This is a genomic window from Nocardia sp. NPDC055165, from assembly GCF_053606985.1.
This window is the reverse complement of the sequence record NZ_JBSGSS010000006.1, coordinates 54,945-74,765: the sequence shown is the minus strand read 5'-3', so window position 1 is coordinate 74,765 and position 19,821 is coordinate 54,945. Positions and strand designations below refer to the sequence as shown.

Annotated in this window: 21 protein-coding genes; 14 read left to right on the top strand and 7 right to left on the bottom strand. The window is 65.9% G+C overall.

The window, feature by feature from the left end; all coding sequences use genetic code 11:
* Positions 1 to 984: 984 nt before the first annotated feature.
* Positions 985 to 1,707, top strand: coding sequence for a hypothetical protein (locus ACWFRF_RS14335; protein WP_452450296.1), 723 nt, complete (start codon positions 985 to 987; stop codon positions 1,705 to 1,707).
* Here ACWFRF_RS14335 and ACWFRF_RS14330 read toward each other — a convergent pair.
* On the bottom strand, positions 1,655 to 1,891 hold the full coding sequence (locus ACWFRF_RS14330; protein ID WP_452450294.1) for a hypothetical protein: 237 nt from the start codon (positions 1,889 to 1,891) through the stop codon (positions 1,655 to 1,657). The genes ACWFRF_RS14335 and ACWFRF_RS14330 overlap by 53 nt on opposite strands.
* 385 nt (positions 1,892 to 2,276) lie before the next feature.
* Between ACWFRF_RS14330 and ACWFRF_RS14325 the strand changes: the two genes are divergently transcribed.
* From ACWFRF_RS14325 to ACWFRF_RS14295, 7 genes are all read left to right on the top strand, one after another.
* Complete coding sequence (locus ACWFRF_RS14325; protein WP_452450603.1) at positions 2,277 to 2,600, top strand: WhiB family transcriptional regulator; 324 nt, start codon at positions 2,277 to 2,279, stop codon at positions 2,598 to 2,600.
* Complete coding sequence (locus ACWFRF_RS14320) at positions 2,587 to 2,730, top strand: hypothetical protein (protein ID WP_452450292.1); 144 nt, start codon at positions 2,587 to 2,589, stop codon at positions 2,728 to 2,730. Before ACWFRF_RS14325 ends, ACWFRF_RS14320 begins: the two co-directional genes overlap by 14 nt.
* Position 2,731: 1 nt before the next feature.
* Positions 2,732 to 3,121 (top strand): hypothetical protein, encoded by a 390-nt coding sequence (locus ACWFRF_RS14315; protein WP_452450291.1) that lies wholly within the window; start codon positions 2,732 to 2,734, stop codon positions 3,119 to 3,121.
* 219 nt (positions 3,122 to 3,340) lie between these two features.
* On the top strand, positions 3,341 to 4,048 hold the full coding sequence (locus tag ACWFRF_RS14310; protein WP_452450289.1) for an HK97 family phage prohead protease: 708 nt from the start codon (positions 3,341 to 3,343) through the stop codon (positions 4,046 to 4,048).
* Between the two features lie 32 nt (positions 4,049 to 4,080).
* A complete protein-coding gene (locus ACWFRF_RS14305) occupies positions 4,081 to 5,478 on the top strand; it encodes a phage major capsid protein (RefSeq protein ID WP_452450287.1) in 1,398 nt (465 codons plus the stop codon).
* Positions 5,479 to 5,770: 292 nt separating this feature from the next.
* Complete coding sequence (locus ACWFRF_RS14300; RefSeq protein WP_452450285.1) at positions 5,771 to 5,911, top strand: hypothetical protein; 141 nt, start codon at positions 5,771 to 5,773, stop codon at positions 5,909 to 5,911.
* 251 nt (positions 5,912 to 6,162) lie between these two features.
* On the top strand, positions 6,163 to 7,317 hold the full coding sequence (locus ACWFRF_RS14295) for a helix-turn-helix domain-containing protein (protein WP_452450283.1): 1,155 nt from the start codon (positions 6,163 to 6,165) through the stop codon (positions 7,315 to 7,317).
* Positions 7,318 to 8,319: 1,002 nt separating this feature from the next.
* Here the strand turns inward: ACWFRF_RS14295 and ACWFRF_RS14290 are convergent.
* The gene (locus tag ACWFRF_RS14290; RefSeq protein WP_452450281.1) at positions 8,320 to 9,717 is read right to left on the bottom strand and encodes a recombinase family protein; all 1,398 of its coding nucleotides are present in this window, start codon (positions 9,715 to 9,717) and stop codon (positions 8,320 to 8,322) included.
* A gap of 273 nt (positions 9,718 to 9,990) precedes the next feature.
* Between ACWFRF_RS14290 and ACWFRF_RS14285 the strand changes: the two genes are divergently transcribed.
* The gene (locus ACWFRF_RS14285) at positions 9,991 to 11,214 is read left to right on the top strand and encodes an aminotransferase family protein (protein WP_378988566.1); all 1,224 of its coding nucleotides are present in this window, start codon (positions 9,991 to 9,993) and stop codon (positions 11,212 to 11,214) included.
* Between the two features lie 103 nt (positions 11,215 to 11,317).
* Positions 11,318 to 12,376 (top strand): AAA family ATPase, encoded by a 1,059-nt coding sequence (locus ACWFRF_RS14280; RefSeq protein ID WP_378988568.1) that lies wholly within the window; start codon positions 11,318 to 11,320, stop codon positions 12,374 to 12,376.
* Between the two features lie 379 nt (positions 12,377 to 12,755).
* On the opposite strand, the gene ACWFRF_RS14275 is transcribed toward ACWFRF_RS14280, so the two are convergent.
* Positions 12,756 to 13,007, bottom strand: a complete 252-nt coding sequence (locus tag ACWFRF_RS14275; RefSeq protein WP_379314328.1) for a hypothetical protein — start codon at positions 13,005 to 13,007, stop codon at positions 12,756 to 12,758.
* Positions 13,008 to 13,039: 32 nt separating this feature from the next.
* On the opposite strand from ACWFRF_RS14275, the gene ACWFRF_RS14270 reads away from it, so the two are divergent.
* On the top strand, positions 13,040 to 13,438 hold the full coding sequence (locus ACWFRF_RS14270) for a hypothetical protein (RefSeq protein ID WP_379314329.1): 399 nt from the start codon (positions 13,040 to 13,042) through the stop codon (positions 13,436 to 13,438).
* Positions 13,439 to 13,473: 35 nt separating this feature from the next.
* Here the strand turns inward: ACWFRF_RS14270 and ACWFRF_RS14265 are convergent, their stop codons facing one another.
* Positions 13,474 to 13,971, bottom strand: coding sequence for a GNAT family N-acetyltransferase (locus ACWFRF_RS14265; protein ID WP_452450278.1), 498 nt, complete (start codon positions 13,969 to 13,971; stop codon positions 13,474 to 13,476).
* A 207-nt stretch (positions 13,972 to 14,178) separates the two neighbouring features.
* Between ACWFRF_RS14265 and ACWFRF_RS14260 the strand changes: the two genes are divergently transcribed.
* A complete protein-coding gene (locus ACWFRF_RS14260) occupies positions 14,179 to 14,787 on the top strand; it encodes a DUF5134 domain-containing protein (protein WP_452450277.1) in 609 nt (202 codons plus the stop codon).
* A gap of 58 nt (positions 14,788 to 14,845) precedes the next feature.
* A complete protein-coding gene (locus ACWFRF_RS14255) occupies positions 14,846 to 16,210 on the top strand; it encodes an RskA family anti-sigma factor (RefSeq protein WP_452450275.1) in 1,365 nt (454 codons plus the stop codon).
* On the opposite strand, the gene ACWFRF_RS14250 is transcribed toward ACWFRF_RS14255, so the two are convergent.
* From ACWFRF_RS14250 to ACWFRF_RS14240, 3 genes are all read right to left on the bottom strand, one after another.
* Positions 16,207 to 16,908: a PhzF family phenazine biosynthesis protein gene (locus tag ACWFRF_RS14250; protein ID WP_452450273.1), complete on the bottom strand. Its 702-nt coding sequence runs from the start codon at positions 16,906 to 16,908 to the stop codon at positions 16,207 to 16,209. The genes ACWFRF_RS14255 and ACWFRF_RS14250 overlap by 4 nt on opposite strands.
* A gap of 144 nt (positions 16,909 to 17,052) precedes the next feature.
* Positions 17,053 to 17,592: a carboxymuconolactone decarboxylase family protein gene (locus tag ACWFRF_RS14245; protein ID WP_452450271.1), complete on the bottom strand. Its 540-nt coding sequence runs from the start codon at positions 17,590 to 17,592 to the stop codon at positions 17,053 to 17,055.
* 41 nt (positions 17,593 to 17,633) lie between these two features.
* On the bottom strand, positions 17,634 to 18,221 hold the full coding sequence (locus tag ACWFRF_RS14240) for a peroxiredoxin (RefSeq protein WP_378988580.1): 588 nt from the start codon (positions 18,219 to 18,221) through the stop codon (positions 17,634 to 17,636).
* Positions 18,222 to 18,301: 80 nt separating this feature from the next.
* Between ACWFRF_RS14240 and ACWFRF_RS14235 the strand changes: the two genes are divergently transcribed.
* Positions 18,302 to 19,210 (top strand): hydrogen peroxide-inducible genes activator, encoded by a 909-nt coding sequence (locus tag ACWFRF_RS14235; RefSeq protein WP_379314789.1) that lies wholly within the window; start codon positions 18,302 to 18,304, stop codon positions 19,208 to 19,210.
* Positions 19,211 to 19,821 lie beyond the last annotated feature (611 nt).

The window sequence follows — 19,821 nt, the reverse complement described above, 5'->3', positions numbered from 1 at the left end:
GTCTGGATGGCGCGGGTGTGTTGGGTGCGCTGGGTCTGGCTGTCTCCGCAGCGCGGGGGTTTTGGTGCGCGGGTTGTCGCCTGCTCGGCGGACGGGCGACCGGCCCCCAAGGCCGGGTTCGATCCGTTCCGCCGGAAGGCGGGGAGGTTTGACTCCGAATAGGTTCTTATAGAGAACCTTCGGAGCAAAGCTCCTTTCTTATAACCTAGTTTCCCCCGGTCACAGCGATGGTAAATCGTGCTTGAAACCCAATTTACGCCAACGGGGACGCATCGGGGACACACCGGGGACGCAGTTCCAGCCTCGCGCGCGTGAGGGGTGAGCGACCCCCGAGGAAATCGAAAGGGTGGGAAAGACTTCACCGGTACATACTCGCAGGACTACTAACCTAGGGTAGTAAGTGCAGGACACCACATAGGCCACCTTTCGATACGGCCACCCGCGCACCCCACATCGAGCCTGGGTCACCGGCTTTGACGAATACGTGTCAAACGGCAGACCGGCGAGCACCGCGCACCCCCTTGTCGATTCCGAGAGGGTTTCCCATGCGAACCCCGATGAACCCCGCCATGTGCAGAACTCGCTCCCGGCTAGGCGTGCTGAGTCGGACCGGCGCACCCGAAAGCGAGATACGCGCAGCGCGCCGGGACTACGTGACCGAACGCCTATTGGGCGTAATCGAAACGTTCACAGTCGACACCGCGCCGTTCACACCCGCGCAGATCGAAACCCTGAGCGCGGCGATACGTCGGGCCGGTGTGAAGTGAAGTCGATTCCAAAGAGCGCGCCGCTACCCGACACTGTCGCCGCCATTTTCCTCGCTGAACTCGCTCATCGGGGGATTTCCGACGGCGAAGATACCAGGGAGGCGCTTCGGGGAGTCCGCAAGTTTCGTGAATACCTGCTAGCTCTTGGTATTTCAACCGACCTGGCTACGCGCGCACACGATCGAATCCTGGTGCTGCTCGAGACTGAGACCGCGCCATGAAAACCATGCGGCTGACGAAATATCCAGCTCAATTCGATGAGAGATTCATAGCGGACAAGGGGCTGTCCGGGGACGAATTCATGGTCCACCACTGCCTGTTGGTGCGCGCCATCGCGAAGCGAGAAGGCGGGTTTCTATCGGATAGTCAGGTGCAACTCGTGTTCCACGCGCTCGGAAAACCGCGAAGCCAGAGGAAAATTCGCGCTCGGCTGCTGAATGCGGGACTGTGGGTCGAAGCGGACGGCGGTCTACGTTGCGCCCCGGAGTTCTGGCGATGGAACGAGATTACGCCCAAGAGGGCCACCCGCCGACGCACCACCAAGAATGCAGCAGAAAACGAAATCGTGCTGTCCCGCGACGCATTCCACGCGCAGGTCAAGACGCGGCGAGGTGACGAATACCTCGAAATCCGCTTGGTGCCTGCCTATTACAAGCTGTGGAAGAACCGCGCCACGCTCACCGACGAGCAACAGGCCGCGTTAGGCGAGTTGTTCCATGAGGCGATGGTAGCCGCGCAGGACGCCGTGATGGACAGCTGGGGGCATCATGATTTCGATGAGTCGCAGACGGATTGGCCGATCACAGCCACCATTTACGGCCACGGCAATGATCGCGCCGAGGAATTCCTGAGCAACATCGACGCCGCGTGTGAAGACAGAGCAGAACTCACCGCCACGTCGCGAACCAGTCCCGCACCTTCCCCGATCGGTCACTCTTGAAGCGAATCTCTGTGAGCGCGCCGGATGCATGTCGGTGAATCGCGTCGGGAATCTGCACGCCCTCGAAAACCGTATCGGTGAAATCCCTGTCGATCGGCTCGGAGGGCGGCGCTGCGTCGCGGACGTGCCGCGTGTAGGCGCGAATGCGGGCCGGATCGCTGTCTCGATAATCGGGGTTCGGCATCTCTCGTTCTCCGTTTGCTGGGCGGGCAATTCGATCAACCTCAACTTATGTTGAGCACCCATTCAACATATCACGGTGGAGGGTTCTGTATGCACCCACGGCCAAGTAGTCCCTTGGAGGGCTGAAGTGTGAAAGACATTGATCCAGAAAGCCTTCCGTCATTCAAGGGGATGGCTCACTACCAACGCGCCCGAGCCAGAGAGAGATACAGGGCCGCGCTCAGACTCGACCGGGCGATCAACCGATTTCTCATGGGGACTGGGCCATTCCCCTTCCAACTAGAGGAGCGCGAACGGCGACAGATGATACCCAAGCGCCGCAACCCGATCGAGGGAAATGGTGGCCGCGCGTGAAGCCGTTCGATCTCGCGGCCGGTGAGCCGTGGATGTTGGAGGCGAAGTGCCGCAACGCAGATGATCCCGATCTTTGGGATATCGACAACCTGCCCGCTTCGATCCCCCACTATCCGAACAGGCCCAGCGACGCGGCCAAGGCTCTGTGCCGAGGCTGTCCGGTCATTCGTGACTGCGCCAATTGGGCAGTCCGGGTAGGGGTTACGGGACTGGTCGCTGCCGGGGCGGTAATTCCCGTACACCCCACGCGCGCAGCCGTGGCGCGAGCCGAAATCCACCTTCGCCTGGACCGCAAGCTGCCACACCAATACCGCCGCCAGCTACCCACGGGGAGGAACCGCAATGCCCAAGCGTAAACGGCCGGTCCGAGGCTCGCTCGATGCCACCGGGCGCGGCAACTGGCCCTACAGCCCCGGTATCCCACCACAACCGCGCCGCAAGCTCGCACCGCCACCGCCACGCCGCAAGACCGACCGAGAGGACTGAAATGATCCCGATCGAAAACGCGCGCGTCCTGGCCGACTCCGTGGCCGCCGAGTTCGTGAAGATCGACCAGGCCGTGTCCACCGATGGACTGTGCCCGCATGAGGTGAAGCTCCGCCGCGCCATTCTGGACGCCAAGATGGCGCTGAGCAAGGCCGACCCCCACGAGTTCCTGTACCGGGTAGGCCAAGCCGTGCAGGTGTTCGCCAAGGCCGACGACGGCGTGGTGCATCTGTTCTGGGGGACCGATCCCACCGGCGCACCGCTCGACCTGGCCGCAATTCCGCTGGCCTACCTGCACAGCGACGACGACGCCGACGACGACGACGACGCATTCGGGGCCGGGTGGCTGCCTGCCGTGCCCGACACCGTTCCGGAGAGCTGGACGCAGTAGGCCGAACGTGGGTGATGCCGCGCGGCTCGGTTCGATTCGCTGAGCTGCGCGAACTCACGTCTGAAGGCGCGGCCAGGGGATGTGCGGTATAATAATACCAACGCACGGACGGCCGGACTCGCTCAGCGAGAAACCACCACCGCCGCAGTATCTCCGCCGCACGGCCGGACCTCTCGGGTTCACCGGACAGCAGACCACACAGCCAGTCATCCGCTCGCTGTGAACGTCCCTGTCCTGACCCGATCGAAGGAAACCGCCGCAATGGCACCAAATCCCCAGCTCAAGTATCGAAACCGTTCCCGCATCACCGAGTTCCGCGACGGGCTCACCGGTGGCGACGGGCGCACTCTCGAGGGCTACGCCGCTGTGTTCAATGCGAGCACTCGAATCGGTGGTTATGAAGGCGATTTCATCGAGCAGATCGCACCCGGCGCATTCAAGAAGACGCTGGCCGAGCGCGGCAATCGAATCTCTATGCAGTACAACCATGGACGCGATCCGGCCATTGGGAGTCTCCCAATCGGCGTTTACGAGGAGATCCGCGAAGACTCCCACGGGCTCCACGTGCGCGGCAGACTGCTCGACACCCCGGCAGCCGACTCGGTACGCCAGGCCGTCGAAGCTGGCGCGGTACTGGGTATGTCTATCGCCTTTCACGTCCTGCTCGAAACCTGGACCGATGGCAAGGGTGCCGCGCTCACACCGCAGCAGGCATACCGCCTCATGATGGACCCCGGTAGCCGAGGACCGATCCGCCGGACCATTCGAGAGGTTCGCCTCACCGAAGCTGGCCCGGTCCTCAATCCGGCGTACGAGCAGACCACCGTGTCTGTCCGAGATGGCCAGCGCACCAACCGCGCCGAGCGCCTACCGATGAGCCGTGAATCCGCACGCACACGAGCCGCCGCACTCGGTATCGAACTCTGAGCTACCCGAAAACTATTGAAAGACAACAGATCATGAAGAAGACCATTACCGAACTCCGCACCAAACTGGCCGAAATGACTTCCGAGGTGGCCGAACTCGTCACGCGCGATGACGCCGACATGAGCGCCGAGGATGCCGACCGTTTCGACTACCTCGAGCAGCGCATCCCCGAGACCCGCGAGCAGATCGCCGATATCGAGACGCGCATCCAGAACATCAAGGCCACCGCACGCGACGAACAGCGCCCCACCGCGCGCAACTCCGAGCAGCGATCCGCCGAATACAACGCGGCCATGCGCCATCTCGACGCCAACGTAAAGGCCGACATCCTGCGCGCCGAGTCCGCTTCGACTGTCGAGCGTCTGATGGGCAAGGGCAACACCGCCGCACGCACCTGGACCGAGCGCTGGGCCGCATCGGCCGGAAGCCCGGAGTACACCCGCGCGTTCGCCAAGCTGGCAGCCGATCCGCACCGAGGCCACATGCTGTTCACTCCCGAAGAGGCCGAAGCGTTCCGCGCTGTCCAGAGCCTCAATGAGGAACGCGCCATGTCGGTCGGTGGCTCGGGACAGTACATCGTTCCCACCCACCTCGATCCGGCGATCGTGCTCAGCAATGGCGGTTCCAACAACCCGCTGCGCGCCATCTCTCGTGTCGTGACCACCACGTCGGACTCGTGGAACGGCGTTACCAGCGCTGGCGCGACCGCCGAATGGACCGCAGAGGCAACGGAATTCGCCGATGGCAGTCCGACCCTGGCACCCGCGCCGATCCCCGTGCACAAGGGTGATGTGTTCGTGCCGTACAGCTTCGAGCTCGAGGGCGACGGCCTTTCCTTCGTGCAGCAGCTACAGGGAGTTCTTGCCGACGCCGCTGAGCAGCAGAACGCGACCGCCTACACCACGGGCAACGGCTCGACCGCACCCAAGGGCATCATCACCAGCCTGGTGGCGTCCGCCGGTTCGGTCCCGCTGATCTCGCCGACCACCGCCGAGACCTTCGCCGCCGCAGACATCTACAAGGTGCAGAACGCGCTTCCGGCTCGCTTCTCCGCGAATGCCAAGTGGAACGCACATCTCGCGACCCTCAACAGCGCGCGGCAGTTCGAGACCATCAACGGCTCGATCAAGTTCCCAGAGCTGACGCAGAATCCGCCGATGCTGCTGGGCCGCCCTGTCTTCGAGAACTCGAACATGGATGGCGTGCTGAATGCCGCTGCGACAGAGAGCAATTACAACCTGCTCTACGGTGACTTCAGTCAGTTTGTGATCGTGGACCGCGTCGGCAGCACCGTCGAGATCGTGCAGCACCTGGTTGGAGACAACCGCCGCCCGACCGGACAGCGCGGCATGGTGCTCTGGTACCGCACCGGCTCGGATGTGCTTGTGCCGAATGCCTTCCGTCTGCTGAACATCGCAACCACCGCGTAACGGCAGGCGCTAGAACGTGATCCGGTGCTCGGAGAAATAGGGCTTCTTCCTTCCTCGGGCTCTGGGCATCGGATCACCCCGCGCCGCATGTGATTAGGCCGGTATCCACCCTCGCGCGGCTGGCACGGATCGAGTCTCACAGGGTTGGTTCCCCTCTTCTCGCTCGATCTGCCAGCCGGGACCGGAATCACATGCGGCGCAACAGAAAAGGCCGGTACTCGGGGCAGCGCGTGACACCTCCATCACAGCGCCCCGAGTACCGGCCTTTCTCATTTCCTCGACAGGACCAAACATGGAAAACAGAAAGATTCCGCTGCGCCGTCTGCTCTGGCTGCGCGAACAAGCCTGCCGGACCGGCAACACAGCAGCGCTAGCCCTGCTGGACCGGCTGATTGCCCAGCGCACGCCGCAACGAAACGGCCAAGCTGGATAACGAAACGGCCATAGACACACACGCCGTCGCCGCGCACCCTGGGAGATATGCCCACACCGACGACAGCCCCTATCCGCGCGGCAGGACGAACCTACGTCACCGTTGACGCCCTGGTAGACGACTTGCAAGCCCTACTCGACGCGCTTGCCCTCGAGACCAGGGGTAATCCGGCCGTCACGCTGGCCCTGGATCTTCCGGTGCGACGCCAGCGTTAGTCGCCTCATCAGCCGCCCGCGCCTAGCCTGTAGGGCATGACTGCCGAGCTGGGCGAACTCTTGCGATCGGTGCGCGTGCGCCGGGGCTTGACTCAGCGCGAACTAGCCGACGCCGCCGGGGTGTCCGTGTCGCTGGTCCGCAAGCTCGAGCAGGCCGAACGCAACACAGCCCGGATGGACACGCTACGCCGATTCGCCGTGGCCCTGGATTGCCCGCTGAGTGCGCTCCTGGGCAGCGATCCGCCCCCACCCGATGACACGGCACCGGCGGAACTCTGGGCACCCACCCGCGATGCTCTCGCCGCCCTACAGCCCAGCGCCCCCGAACCGGCCCCCGGCATGGACGCCGTACTGGCACACGCGACCCGGCTCTACCACGACAACGAATACGAGCAACTGTCTCGCATCCTTCCGCGCCTCATTGCCGACAGCGCCACCGCGACGCCCGTCTTGCGATCTCGCGTGCTGCAACTCACCGGTTCCGCGATGGTTCAAACACGCAACCTCGAGCCCGCACGAACAGCGCTGCATCAATCCCTGGCCGACGCCGAATCGACCGGCAACGTGCTCGACGCCGCATCCGCTGTGATCACGCTGTGCTGGCTGCTGATCGTGGAACGGAAATTCGACACCGTGCGCACGCTGGCTACCGCATGGGCCGATCGCACCGAACCGCGCTTCTCGACCGCCACCACGCGCGAACTGTCCACCTGGGGATGGTTGCTGTTGCGCGGCTCAGCGGCTGCTGTTCGGGACAACCGGGCAGATGAGGCCGACGACATGATGAGACTCGCCCGCGCGGGTGCCGTTGCCGTACGTCCGGAATCCGGCCCATATCACCAATATTGGACAACTTTCGATGTGGCGACCGTCGACATGAAGCGCGTGGAAAATGCCCTGGTAGACGACCGACCAGACCTCGCGCTCAGGCTCGCAAGAGAGATCCCCCCGGACCAGCGCCCGACCAGCGACAACCGCAATCGGCATCTACTCGACGTATCCGCCGCGAACCTCGAGTTACGCCAGTACGACGCCGCTTTCGATGTGCTGGTGAAGCTCTCGCAAGAGGCGCGTCCGTGGCTGGCCGAACAGCGTATGGCTCGTGACATCCTCGGTCGCATCGTCCGTAAGCGGCGCACCCTCACCGCCGAGATGCGCGACCTTGCCGACTTCATGAAACTCGAATACTGAACTGGCACTGTAGGTTTCAGTCGTAGGTAGCATTTCCGCGGCTGCCCTTCCGAGAGTGCCACAGACAGCGCGCATCCGTTGCTGTGAGTCTCTATGTGGCCCCGCCGTCGGGTCGACGCTCCGAACATTCCGGCCCAGCATTGAGCCGCCCGGGCAGGAATGTTGCCCAAGTCCCCGACGGTGGGTGCCTACCAAGTAGCCAACGGAAGGCATCGAAACGTGCTCAGTGCGTTATGGATCGTGGTATTGCTATGCGTCGCAATAGGTATTCCGTTGGTCGTGATCGTGCTGTGTATCTTGCTTCCACCCCTGCGTGACGACCGACCCAAGGTGCACGACATCCAAGCTAGGTTGGACCGAGAGCAGCTCGAGCAGTAGACCACGCCTTGCCCATCGTGATACGCCCAAACGACGTGTGTCTTGTGCACTGAATATGCTTGTCTTGCAATGCTTATCAGAGAACAGATATTGAGAATGCAATACAAGCAACGTATTTCAACAGCGAACGAACAAACAGTCGAAAGATTAGAACGTGTGCAAGGTGGAAAGGTCGCGCAGCCCGAACCGCGCGCAAGACGCAACCGTGCCCCTTTGATCGGTGGCGAATGGACAGGACGCGCCAAAACCCAACACGCTTCCAGCGCCCCGCGTGCCCAGTGCGCAGCTAGTGAACATGAAAACTGCGCGTGGACATTCGCTGAATAGATGAATGATTATGCGTCGCAACGTATGGCTTGGCGCGCACACCCTGGGGGGGGCTATACCCACACGGGGTAACCGGGAGCAGGGCTCGACGCCGGGTCCGACCCCTTCTCTCCCTAAGTTAAAAAGTTAGAAACATGGCTCTGACCTGCGAAAATGCAGAGGCTACCCCAAAATTCGCTCCCGTTTTTGGGCGAAAACCCGCAAAAAATTGCCTATCCTTTTCGGTGGTTCCGGTCCTGCTCGCTCGAGGTCGGCGCGAAACCCAGTGTATGGAGTCGATTTTATGCATGAATAGAATTAGGCCGCGCGCTGTTCTATGCGCCGGATATCGACGCATTCCGGTTTGAATTCCCGCGCACCGCGTCCCGGACTGTGCAGCGTGATCCGAAAGGCTAGCCGGATGATGTTCCGTTGCCCCTCGACACCGCCGTCCCCATTCCACAGCCCGTGAGGGTCGGCCACCAGCGCGGCCAACAGTGGATCTCTGCCAGCGGCGCGGCGCTCGTGGTCGTCTATCTGGGGCTGTAGTGACCGTTCCATCTTGCCCAGTATCGACACCGAAATATCTCCTCGCGCTGCGGCTTCCGTGAACTCGTCCAAGCGCCCTCGTAGTTCGTCGGCCTTGTCCTGGTGCGCTTGCGGCATTGTGTCGTCGCCGAACAGGAACAGGTCGGCCGCTATGTGCTGGAACAGCTCGAACACCTTGCCGGTCACGTAGTCATCGACCCATTCGGCGCGAATTGACACACACCCGGATCGACCAGTGCGGCAACGGTATTGGCCTGGTGTTCGGTGGTTCTCGTGGTACCCGACCGGACCGCCGCACCCCGCGCACGTTGCGATACCGGACAGCAGGTATTTCACCTGGATGCCGCGCTGTGTCCGCCGTTTCGGATCGCTGAGCAGGGCCACCAATCGCCGGTGCTGGTCGATTCCCCAGAGCGGAGCCCAGTTGCCGTCCGCCGTGATTCGCCCCTGATGAGCGCGTTTGCCCGCGTAGACCGGCCGAACCAACATCCGGCCGATCGCAGCGCCCGTCCACACCCCGCCATCGGACCGGGTGACTCCCTTCGTGCGCCAATCTGCGGCGATGGATCGTAGCGACGCGCCCGCCAAAACCCGAGTAGCCGCCCCCTGGACCAGCACCGAGGTTTCCGGGTCCGGCTCGATCTGGCGTACACCCACCCGCATGTACCCGAACGCGGTCCGCCCTCCGTGGATCTCTCCCGCCGCCGCACTGGCCCTGTGCGCTCGTAGTACCCGTTCCCGCGTCTCCTCGCTGGCTTTCTCGCTGAGTAGCGCGTCGAGCCCGAGCGTGAACCGGTCCGCGCCGCTGGCAGGGTCGAGCGTCTTGCCGGAGTAGCGGAGCAACACGCCCCGGCTCGCGCACATCTCCCGCAGCAGCACGAACGTCGCGAGGTCTCGGGTAGCGCGCGAAGCCTCCCAGTAGACGAGCACATCACCGGAGCGAAGCACGTCTGCCAACCGCTCGAAACCGGACCGAACGCCCGACGACCACCGCGACGCGCCGACAGAGTTGTCGGTGATCACTTCGCCGACCGGCCACCCGCTGCGCTCACAATCTGCGCGGCACTCTTTTTCCTGTTCGGCCACCGATCGGCCGTGCGCCTTGTCCTCGCTCACCCGGCAGTAGATGACGGCGCGGCGGGGCGAAACGTTAGTTGATTCCGACATGTGGGCTACCTCGCTCGATATTGCTGGTCACGGCCCTGTTTGCCGGTCGATTTGTACGTAACCCCAATTCTCTCATACTTCGACCCACGGACGCAGGGATACGTGTCGCTGACGATCGGGTTGGTGGTGTTGCTGGTGGTGTTCGTCGTGCTCGCGGTCGCGATGGCCGGCTTGGGAGATCTGCCCGCTCGGTGGCGCGAACGCAAGTCAGCAGGCTGACCCGGCGGCGGGCCAGGTGCGCGCCTGTCGGCGCAGTGGGGTAAATGTGGAGCCATGAATGCGCTCTGGCATGGATTCGCCGATATGGGTGCCGTCGATCGTGACGGTGCGTTCGTTATCGCTCGCGGCGAGGGCGCCTACGTCTTCGACACCGCGGGCAAGCGGTACCTCGACGCCACCGCCGGGCTGTGGTTCGCCAATGTCGGACACGGCCGTGGCGAGATCGCCGACGCCGTCGCCGACCAGTTGCGCACCATCGCGCACTACTCCAACTTCGGCGACATCACCGAAGCGCCCACCCAGGAACTCGCCGAGAAACTCTCGTCGATCGCCCCTGTTCCCGGCAGCAAGATCTTCTTCACCTCCGGCGGCTCCGACTCGGTGGAGACCGCGGCGAAACTGGCCCGCCGCTACTGGCACGAGCAGGGCCGCACCGACAAGAAAATCCTGGTCGGGCGACGTCTGGCCTATCACGGCATGCATTACGCGAGCACCGCGCTCGGCGGTCTGGCGCCGAACAAGGAGGGCTACGGCGTGCTGGTGGACGACACCCGCACCGTCGAATGGAACGACGCGAAATCGCTGCTCGCCCTGATCGAAGAGGTCGGCGCCGAGCGGATCGCCGCGTTCTTCTGCGAACCGATCATCGGCGCGGGCGGGGTGTACCCGCCGCCGCAGGGCTACCTGGCCGAGGTCCGCCAGATCTGCCGTGACCACGACATCCTGTTCGTCGCCGACGAGGTCGTCACCGGTTTCGGCCGCATCGGCGGTTCCTGGTTCGCCTCCACCCGCTTCGACCTGCAGCCCGATCTGATGACCACCGCCAAGGGCCTCACCTCCGGCTACCTCCCGATGGGCGCGGTCTTCATCGCTCCCCACCTGGCCGAGCCCTTCTTCGCCGGCGGCACCTGGTTCCGCCACGGCTACACCTACGGCGGCCACGCCGGCGCGGCCGCCGCGGCCCTGGCCAACCTCGCCATCGTCGAACGCGAGGGCCTCCTGGAAGAAGCCGCCCGCCTCGAATCCACCCTCCACACCGCGTTGGCGCCGTTGGCCGACCACCCCCGCGTCGCTGAGGTCCGCAGCGGACTCGGCGCGGTGGCGGCCGTGCAGCTCGCCGACCCGTCCGAGGGCCCCGCCCTGGTGAAAACCCTGCGCGAACACGGCATCTCGGGCCGCGCCGCCGGTGCGGGCGCCATGCAGATCTCGCCGTCGTTCGTCATGACCGACGCCCAGGTTGCCGAGCTCGCCGACGGATTCGCCCGCGCCCTGGGCTGATTCGGGAGTCGATCGACACCGGGCCCGTCGGCGAAACTCGCTGGCGGGCCCGGAGTCGTGCGGGCTAGCCTGCTCTGTTCTGATCGAACAGGGGAGGACCTGCGTGCAAGCATCGGTGACCGTGACACCGGACCAACTACCGGAATTGCTGCTGCATGTCGCGGTGGTGCGGCCGGTGTTCCTGTGGGGTGCGCCGGGAATCGGTAAGAGCTCGCTCGTGCGGACCTTCGCCGATTCGCTCGGCCTGGAGTGCGTCACGCTCCTCGGCACCCAGCTCGCCCCCGAAGACCTGATCGGTGTCCCGCAGATCGTCGATGATCGCAGCCGCTTCGCACCGCCGGAGCTGATCGCGCGACCGGAGCCCTACTGCCTGTTCCTCGACGAACTCAACGCCGCCTCACCGGAAGTGCAGAAGTCGTTCTATTCGCTGATCCTGGACCGCCGGATCGGGACCTACGAATTGCCCGCCGGTTCGGTGGTGATCGGCGCGGGCAATCGCGCCACCGACAACGCGCTCGCCCGGCCGATGGCCTCGGCACTGGTCAACCGGATGGTGCACCTGCACCTGCGCGCCGATGTCGACGACTGGCTGCAGTGGGCCACCACCCACGACATTCACCCCTGGATCATCCGCTACCTCACCCAGCGCCCCGATCACCTGTGGTCGGCGCCGCCCAAAACCGAGGCACCTTTCTCCACGCCGCGCGGCTGGCACATGCTCTCCGACGCGCTGCACTCCTGCGGCGACGACATCGACGACACGACCCTGCAGGTCCTCGCCGCGGGCACGCTCACCCTCGGCCACGGTTCCGGCTTCCGCGCCTTCGTGAAAACGATCCGCCACGCCTACGACCTGGACGCGGTGCTCAAGGGTGACGCCGGGTGGCCGCGTGACCCGGCCGACCGTGACCTGCTCTATTTCCTGTCCGAGACGATGCGCGTCCGGTTGATCAAAGATCTCCCCGGCGACCGCGCGCACACCTCGCCGACGGTGCAGCGCTTCGTGATGCGCGCCAAGTCGCTGCTGGTGGAACTCGCCGAGATCTCGGTGGAGTGCGCGCAACTGGTGATCGCCTCCGATGCCGAGGGGATGCCGGTACTGCCGTCGTGGTTCCTCATCGAGGTGTCGCGGGATCTGCCGCGCCTGGCCGCGCGGCGCTGAGCATGGCACGCAAGCGGCGCACGGTCGCGGATCCGTGGCAGCAGGCGGTCGACGACGGCTGGAAGGCGGCATGCGCCCACCCGGCGTTGCGGCCGCTGGCCACCCAGTTGTACCGCCTCGACGAGCGGACTCCTCGTGCGGTGTGGGCGCGGCTGAGCGGCAGCTACGTGGGCTATCACCCGAAACGCCGGGCCACCGCACAGGAATGGGCATGGGTGTTCGCGCATTGCCTGCTCCACGCCGGATTCGGTCACCTCGATCCACGAAACACGGTGCCCGCCAACATCACCGGCCTCGACCCGGGAGACCCCGAGGGCAGGCGCGACGTGCGCGCACCGCATCCGGCCTACCGCGCGGCGTGCTGTGCCGCCGTCGACACCTACCTGACGACGATGAAGATCGGCACCCGCCCCGCCGACATCCCGCCGACGCCCGAGTTGGCCGACGAGCACGCTGCCGCAGCCCGGTGGCGCGATACGGCAGTGCCGGATGCCTTCGCGCGCACCGGGTTCGCCGACTTCCTGCTCACCTCGGCCGAGACCGCGAAACGCGTCGACAACCCCGCCCGGTTCGCGCGGGGTATCGCGGCCGCCGCCCGTGCGGCGCTGGCCACCGCGGGCGGCGAGCGCACCGCCGACGGCGTGGGTGCGCCCCGAGGAGAACGTGCGGTTGCCGACCTTCGGGGTAGTCCTCGATACGTCGGGTTCGATGGACGTAACCCTGCTCGGCAAAGGGCTCGGCGCGATCGCGTCCTACGCGCTGGCCCGAGACGTGCCGCGAGCCAGAGTCGTCTACTGCGATGCGGCCGCCTACGACGCGGGCTACCTGCCGGTGGAGGAGATCGCCGCGGGCGTGCGGGTGCGCGGTCGCGGCGGCACGATCCTGCAGCCCGGCATCCGCCTGCTCGAACGAGCCGAGGACTTCCCGGTCGACGGCCCGATTCTGGTGATCACCGACGGGCAGTGCGACGCGGTACGGATCCGCCGCGAACATGCGTTCCTCGTCCCCGCGGGCGCTTGCCTACCGTTCGCCCCCCGGGGCCCGGTCTTCCGCCTGCGCTGAGCCGACAGCGTGGCGTGGCCGACGCCGATCCGGGATCAGCGAGGATCGAGCCGCAGGGTGAAGAAGCGGCTCAGCGGGTCGATGGAGTAGCTGCCGAACGGGCCGCATTCAGCGAACCCGTGGCGCAGATACAGGCGGCGGGCCGGGGCGAAGAAGTCCTCGGCGCCGGTTTCCAGGCTCAGCCGCCGGTACCCGCGTTCTCGGCTCACCACGACCAGGTGGGCGAGCACGGCGGCGGCGACACCGCGGCCGGTATGCCCGTCGGCGGTGCGCATGGACTTGATCTCGGCGTGCTCGGCGTCGAGCTCCTTCAGCGCGCCGCACCCGACGAGGTCCTCGCCGGACCACGCGCTCCACACCGTGACCGCGGGATCGCGCAGGGCGGCGAGGTCGAGGGCGTGCATGCTGCAGGCGGGGGTGGTGTCCGCCATTTCCGCGTGGTGGGCGGCCAGCAGGCTCCGGATTTCCGCGCCGGTGAGATCATCGGCCACCACGCGAAGCTGGTCGACCGCAGCAGTCGGGTTATCGGTCATAAGTCCAGTTTGCCGATCGATGCCGCGGCCCATCGATCCGGGTCGGCCACGGTGGCAGTGAGCTCGCCGTGCTGAGCGAGCGGTGCCGAGGGCACGGCGCGAGGGCCTCGCGGTGGTGTCCGCTTCCGCGAGGCATCTGGACGAGGCACGCCCCGACCGCGGAAAACGCCCCGGGGCACCAGCACGGGTGCGAGCATGGTGACGCGGGTGTCGACTCGAAAGTGGTGGGGTGTGGCCGATTTCGTGCAGCAGTATGCGTTCGTGCGGTGGCCGGTGGTCGCCGCGTTCGTCCTGGCATCGCTGATCGTGGCGACCCGGCTGACCGGGCGAACCCGGTCGGCGCACCGGATCGATACCGCCTCCGACAGCGCGCACCTGCTCATGTGCCTGGTGATGTTGGCCATGCTGGTGTTCCCCGCCGCGACCGACCCGCACGCGATGCGCGCGATACTCACCGCCCTCACCGTGGCGTTCGCGATCCTGCTCGCCGAACGTGTCATGGAGTGGCGCACCGGTTCGGCACCCGACGGTGTGTTGGCGCTGGGCTATCACACCCTCGCGGCTGCGGCGATGCTGTACGCGATGGCCGGGCACGGGGCCGTGCACGACCCCGGTGGGGCGCGCTGGCCCGCCGTCGGGCTGGCGGTGCTGTTCGGCCTCGATGCGCTGCTCGTCCTCGGTACGGCCGGTCACCGGTCACGCTGGCACCGCATCGTTCATCCCGCCGGTTCCCACCCGCTGACCTCGGCGCTGGTGCCTCATGTGGTGATGGACATCGGGACCGCGTTCATGCTGATCGCCGCGATCGGCCGGTGAATACCGATCCACAACCGCTCGCGCTGCGAATTGCCTTAGTGCGGGCAGGAATTCGACGATGAGTGGGCAGCGCGGTCCCCAACCGCCGCCGGGGTCGCGCGGCGCCGGTCCGCGGATACCCCCGATCGTGGCCGGTGCCGACGATCGCGAGGAGATGCGCGCGCTCTACCGCGCCACCGGCGCCGCCGCGTTCGGGCTGGCCCTGCGGGTGCTGCACCGCCGCGGTGCCGCCGAAGATGTGGTCCGCGAAGGCTATCGACGGGCGAGATCGGCGCAGTGGATCGTCGACGAGGACGACGCCGGCCGGGAACCCGATTTCCCCGCCGCGGAATCAAGGGACGACCACACCGAGCCAGCTCCGCTGTCGCGTCCCGGGCCGGACCTCGGGACGCCGTGGGGGCGTTCGGCGTTCGTCGCGACCGAACAACGATCCGACCTGGCCCCCCACACCTACGGTGCGATGGATGTCGCCTTCGGTCGCGGCGTCGTCTACTCCCACGAGGGTTCCCGCCTGCCCGACCGCGCGAGCACCGAGGCAGGCTCTCGCTCCGAGACCCCGGATCGCCTCGGCACGGACCACCCGGACCGATGCCACCAGGGCACAGACGACGCAGTCCATGGTCTGCCCGGCTCCCACGCGGACCACCCATCCGAGGTCACCGAGCCGGGCAACACCGGTACCGACCGTCTGAACGCCGACCACGCCTTCGGCCACATCGATGTCGATCGGTCGGGCGCGGTCGGCATCGACGCCGAACGTCTCGGGACGGATCGTTTCGGCGCGCCCTCCCGGATCGCCCACGACGGCCCGGCCTTCACCCCCGACCAATCCTGGCTGCTGGCCCAGATCCATCGTCTCGCGGTTCAGCGCGCGCGTCTGGACCGCCGCGGCGGCGACGACATGCCGTGGCTGGCGGCCGCGGCCAGACTCGGTTTCGACGACCCCCTCGACAGCCACTGCGAGATCTTCGTCCTCGCCTACTACGGCGGTCGCACCTACCGCGCCATCGGCCGTGAACTGGGCCTACGGGTGCCGATGGTGACGAGGCTGCTGGGCGAGGGCATCGAACGGCTCGCCGAACAGCGGATCCCCCGGTGGACGGCCAGGCAGTCGTGGTGCCCGCCCGGCTCGGTCCTGTCCCTGGCCGACGCCTACGCGCTCGACGCGGTCGCCGAACTCGAACACCACCACATCGAGAACAGGCTCACCGCCACCACCCCGAACAGTCTGTCGCAGTTCGCCACCCGCGTGCGCGGTGTGCACGAAGTGCTCGCGCTGCTGGCCGCCGACGACCAGCACACCCCGCCCCGCGCGCTCGAAACCCGCATCCTCGCCGACCTGGGCGCCGCGCCACAGCGACGCGGCCACTGGGCGGCCAGACCGCCATGGTTGCGCCGCTTCGGCGGTCAACCGGAGAGTTAGAGCACCACCACGTGGTCTTCGGCGACCCGTCCGCCGAGGCGAACCCACCCGTCGGAGTCCCACTCGGTGTAGAGCTGTGAGCCCTGCCCCTGGGTGATGATCAGCCCGCGGCGCAACTGGGCGGTGAGCGCGACCGCCGCCGCCCCGGTCGCCTCGTCCTCGGCGATGCCCATGGCGGGCGCGAACATCCTGGCGCGCAGCGCGCCACGTGACTCGTCGGTCCAGGCCCAGAAGAAATGCTGGCCGTCGGTGAAGTCGACGGGGACCAAGGCTGCCAGCTCCTGCACCGAATCCAGTTGCTGGAAGGCGAACTTCGGTGCCCACTCGGCGCGCGCGGTGATCCAGGTCAGACCGTCGGTTCGGTTGACGGCGACGGGCCCCGCGGGCACCCGCAAGGTGTGCACCGGCGTGCGTTGTACGTCGAGCCACCACGCGGTGCCGACGGTGGGATGCCCGGCGAAGGGCAACTCGACGGCCGGGGTGTAGATGCGGACGTCGGCGACGCCGTCGACCGGATCGGAGACGACCGTGGTTTCGCTGAACCCCAGCCGTGCCGCCAGTTCCTGCTTGTCGAGGGCGACGACGTCGCCCGCGCGGGCGATGCCGAGCGCGTTGCCGAGGTTTCCGGCCGGATCGGTGAACACTCGGACGACCTCGACCTGGATGTTCGGGGTATCGGGCACATCATGTGCGTTCATGATCGCGAGCCTACCGGGCCGCTGTGCGAGGCCCACCGACCCGCGAGCCCGCCAAGACACGTCCGATCCCAGCACGGCAGCGGCCCCGATCCGGAAATCCGGATCGGGGCCGCCGTGCCTCGAAACAGGCGCGAAACCGACGAATCAGACGGCAGCCGAAGCCAGCGCCTCGGTGGACGCGACCGCCTGGCCGACACCGGCGACGATCGCCGCCGCACGCAGTGACTCGAAGATCACCTCACGCGACACACCGGCCTCGCGCAGCGTCTTCTCGTGCGCCTCGAGGCAGTGCGCGCAGCCGTTGATCGAGGACACCGCGAACGACCACAGCTCGAAGTCGGCCTTGTCGACGCCGGGGTTGCCGATGATGTTCATCCGCAGGCCCGCGCGCAGATCGTCGTAGCGACCGTCCAGGAACGCCTTACCGCGGTAGAACACGTTGTTCATGCCCATGATCGACGCGGCGCCCAGCGCGGCGTCGTAGGCCTCGGCCGAGAGCACGTCGGCGGCCTCTTCGGCGACCTCACGCAGGGTGGTCGCCGAGTGCGTGGCGGCGGCCGAAGCGAGCAGGGTGCCCCACAGCTGCTGCTCGTTGAGCACCGTGGTGCGGGCCAGCGAGGACAGATTGAGCTTGAGGTCCTTGGCGTACTCGGGAAGAGAGTTCTTCAGGTTCTCGATGCTCATGACAGTGGGGCTCCTTCAGGGTGTTTCGGTGGGGAAGTGGTTCAGACGCTGGCGGTGAGCAACTCACCCGCGTTGATGGTCGGGTCGCCCTTCTTCCAGTTGCAGGCGCACAGCTCGTCGGACTGCAGGGCGTCGAGCACGCGCAGCACCTCGTCGACGTTGCGGCCGACCGAACCGGCGGTCACCGAGACGAACTGCACCTCGTTGTTCGGGTCGACGATGAAGGTGGCGCGGTCGGCGACGCCGTCGGCGTTGAGAACGCCGGAGGCGGTGGCCAGTTCACGCTTGAGGTCCGACAGGATCGGGAAGGGGAGGGTCTTGAGATCCTCGTGCTGTGCGCGCCACTGGAAGTGCACGAACTCGTTGTCGACCGAGGCGCCGAGCACCTGCGCGTCACGATCGGCGAACTCCTCGTTCAGCTTGCCGAACGCGGCGATCTCGGTCGGGCACACGAAGGTGAAGTCCTTGGGCCAGAAGAACACGATGCGCCACTTGCCGGCGTGGTCGTCGCTGGTGATCTGGGTGAAGTAATCGTCGGGCTGCTGCGCGTCGACCTTGGAGAGGTCGCCTCCGATGACGGCCTTGAGGTTGTATGCCGGGAACTGGTCGCCGATGGTCAGCAGAGCCATGCTTCGTCTCCTCATTCGTGGTGTGGTTGATGTCAGCCTACTGAAAGGTAAAGCCGATTGCTGGTCGTACACTGATAGGTGTGAGTGATCAGACTTATCAGCCAACCCTGTCGCAGCTGCGTGCGTTCGTGGCCGTCGCCGAATACCGGCATTTCGGCACCGCCGCAGCGCGTTTGACTGTGAGTCAACCCACGTTATCGCAGGCACTGGCATCACTGGAAAACGGACTCGGGCTCCAGCTGATCGAGCGCAGCACCCGCCGCGTGCTGGTGACCGCCGCCGGAATGCGACTGCTGCCGCAGGCCATGGCGACCCTGGAAGCCGCCGATCGATTCGTCGCCTCGGCGACCGGCGACACCCTCGGCGGCACACTGCGCGTGGGCATCATTCCGACCGTCGCCCCGTACGTGCTGCCCGAACTGCTGCCCGAGTTGCGCCGCAAACTGCCCGGGGTGCTACCCCAGGTGGTGGAAGACCAGACCGCGCGGCTGCTGGACGGGTTGCGCACCGGTGTGCTCGACGTGGCGGTGCTCGCCCTGCCGACCGAAGCCAACGGCTTGGTCGAGATCCCCCTCTACAGCGAGGAATTCGTGCTGGTCACGCCCCGCGGGCACGAGCTGGCCGGCCGCACCGACCTGGCCGCGCCCGCGCTCGCCGACCTGCCGCTGTTGCTGCTCGACGAGGGCCACTGTCTGCGCGATCAGACTCTGGACCTGTGCCGCTCGGCCGACGTGCAACCCGGGACGGTCGGCGATACCCGTGCCGCCTCGCTGACCACGGTCGTGCAGTGTGTGGCCGGCGGGCTCGGGGTGACGCTCATCCCGGAGATGGCCGTGGCCGCCGAGACCGCGCGCGCGAATCTGGGCACCGCCCGCTTCACGGCCCCCGCTCCCGGTCGCACGATCGGGCTCGCGTATCGAGGGTCTTCCGCGCGGGCCGCGGATTACGAATACCTCGCGGCGGTCATCCGATCCAAGCGCCCTTTCTGATCTGCGCGCTCCTCGAACAATGCTTGTTGTGACAGTGGGCTCGTTGTCGAGCCAGGCGAATTGTCATAGTTGCAGAATAAATTTCGCAAAATGGACTTTTCTCCGCTCGCCATCCGAGGGCGAGCGGATATTTAGCATCGCAAATCAAATAACTTCTCGATGATCCTGCGATGCGTCGGTTTCTTCGACCAGCGCTAGAATCATTGCAGTTAACTATTGGCATTCACGTGTTCGGGAATGCTGTGGCCGGGGAGTTCGGTCCACAGCCCCCACGACACGGTATAGCGATCGGAGCGGTGCGGCAAGTGTCTGCGCCACCTTTGTGGATCGATTCCGAATCGTGCTGAATTCGGTACCCGATGCATGTACCGCGGGTGATCCGACTCTGGGCGGACGGTCGGGACGGCCCATCGGAGAGGACGTCGAACAGGGGTCGGCCAGGTCGGGATGCCGATCGCCACGGCGGCGACGTCCTAAACGTCCTTTCTGTGTTCGTGACCATGTTGAAAGGTTCCGGAAATCGGATTCGGCAACTTTGCGGCTATATAATCGACATCTTGAAGTGAGCTGTAAGAGGGGAGGTCGAAATGGGCCGAAAGAGTCGCATCGAT

Coding starts and splice junctions, on each gene's coding strand:
- ACWFRF_RS14305 (WP_452450287.1), top strand. CDS start 4,081: ATGAAGAAGACCATTACCGAACTCCGCACCAAACTGGCCGAAATGACT.
- ACWFRF_RS14295 (WP_452450283.1), top strand. CDS start 6,163: ATGACTGCCGAGCTGGGCGAACTCTTGCGATCGGTGCGCGTGCGCCGG.
- ACWFRF_RS14315 (WP_452450291.1), top strand. CDS start 2,732: ATGATCCCGATCGAAAACGCGCGCGTCCTGGCCGACTCCGTGGCCGCC.
- ACWFRF_RS14240 (WP_378988580.1), bottom strand. CDS start 18,221: ATGGCTCTGCTGACCATCGGCGACCAGTTCCCGGCATACAACCTCAAG.
- ACWFRF_RS14320 (WP_452450292.1), top strand. CDS start 2,587: ATGCCCAAGCGTAAACGGCCGGTCCGAGGCTCGCTCGATGCCACCGGG.
- ACWFRF_RS14285 (WP_378988566.1), top strand. CDS start 9,991: ATGAATGCGCTCTGGCATGGATTCGCCGATATGGGTGCCGTCGATCGT.
- ACWFRF_RS14300 (WP_452450285.1), top strand. CDS start 5,771: ATGGAAAACAGAAAGATTCCGCTGCGCCGTCTGCTCTGGCTGCGCGAA.
- ACWFRF_RS14255 (WP_452450275.1), top strand. CDS start 14,846: ATGAGTGGGCAGCGCGGTCCCCAACCGCCGCCGGGGTCGCGCGGCGCC.
- ACWFRF_RS14325 (WP_452450603.1), top strand. CDS start 2,277: ATGTTGGAGGCGAAGTGCCGCAACGCAGATGATCCCGATCTTTGGGAT.
- ACWFRF_RS14335 (WP_452450296.1), top strand. CDS start 985: ATGAAAACCATGCGGCTGACGAAATATCCAGCTCAATTCGATGAGAGA.
- ACWFRF_RS14250 (WP_452450273.1), bottom strand. CDS start 16,908: ATGAACGCACATGATGTGCCCGATACCCCGAACATCCAGGTCGAGGTC.
- ACWFRF_RS14330 (WP_452450294.1), bottom strand. CDS start 1,891: ATGCCGAACCCCGATTATCGAGACAGCGATCCGGCCCGCATTCGCGCC.
- ACWFRF_RS14265 (WP_452450278.1), bottom strand. CDS start 13,971: ATGACCGATAACCCGACTGCTGCGGTCGACCAGCTTCGCGTGGTGGCC.
- ACWFRF_RS14245 (WP_452450271.1), bottom strand. CDS start 17,592: ATGAGCATCGAGAACCTGAAGAACTCTCTTCCCGAGTACGCCAAGGAC.
- ACWFRF_RS14290 (WP_452450281.1), bottom strand. CDS start 9,717: ATGTCGGAATCAACTAACGTTTCGCCCCGCCGCGCCGTCATCTACTGC.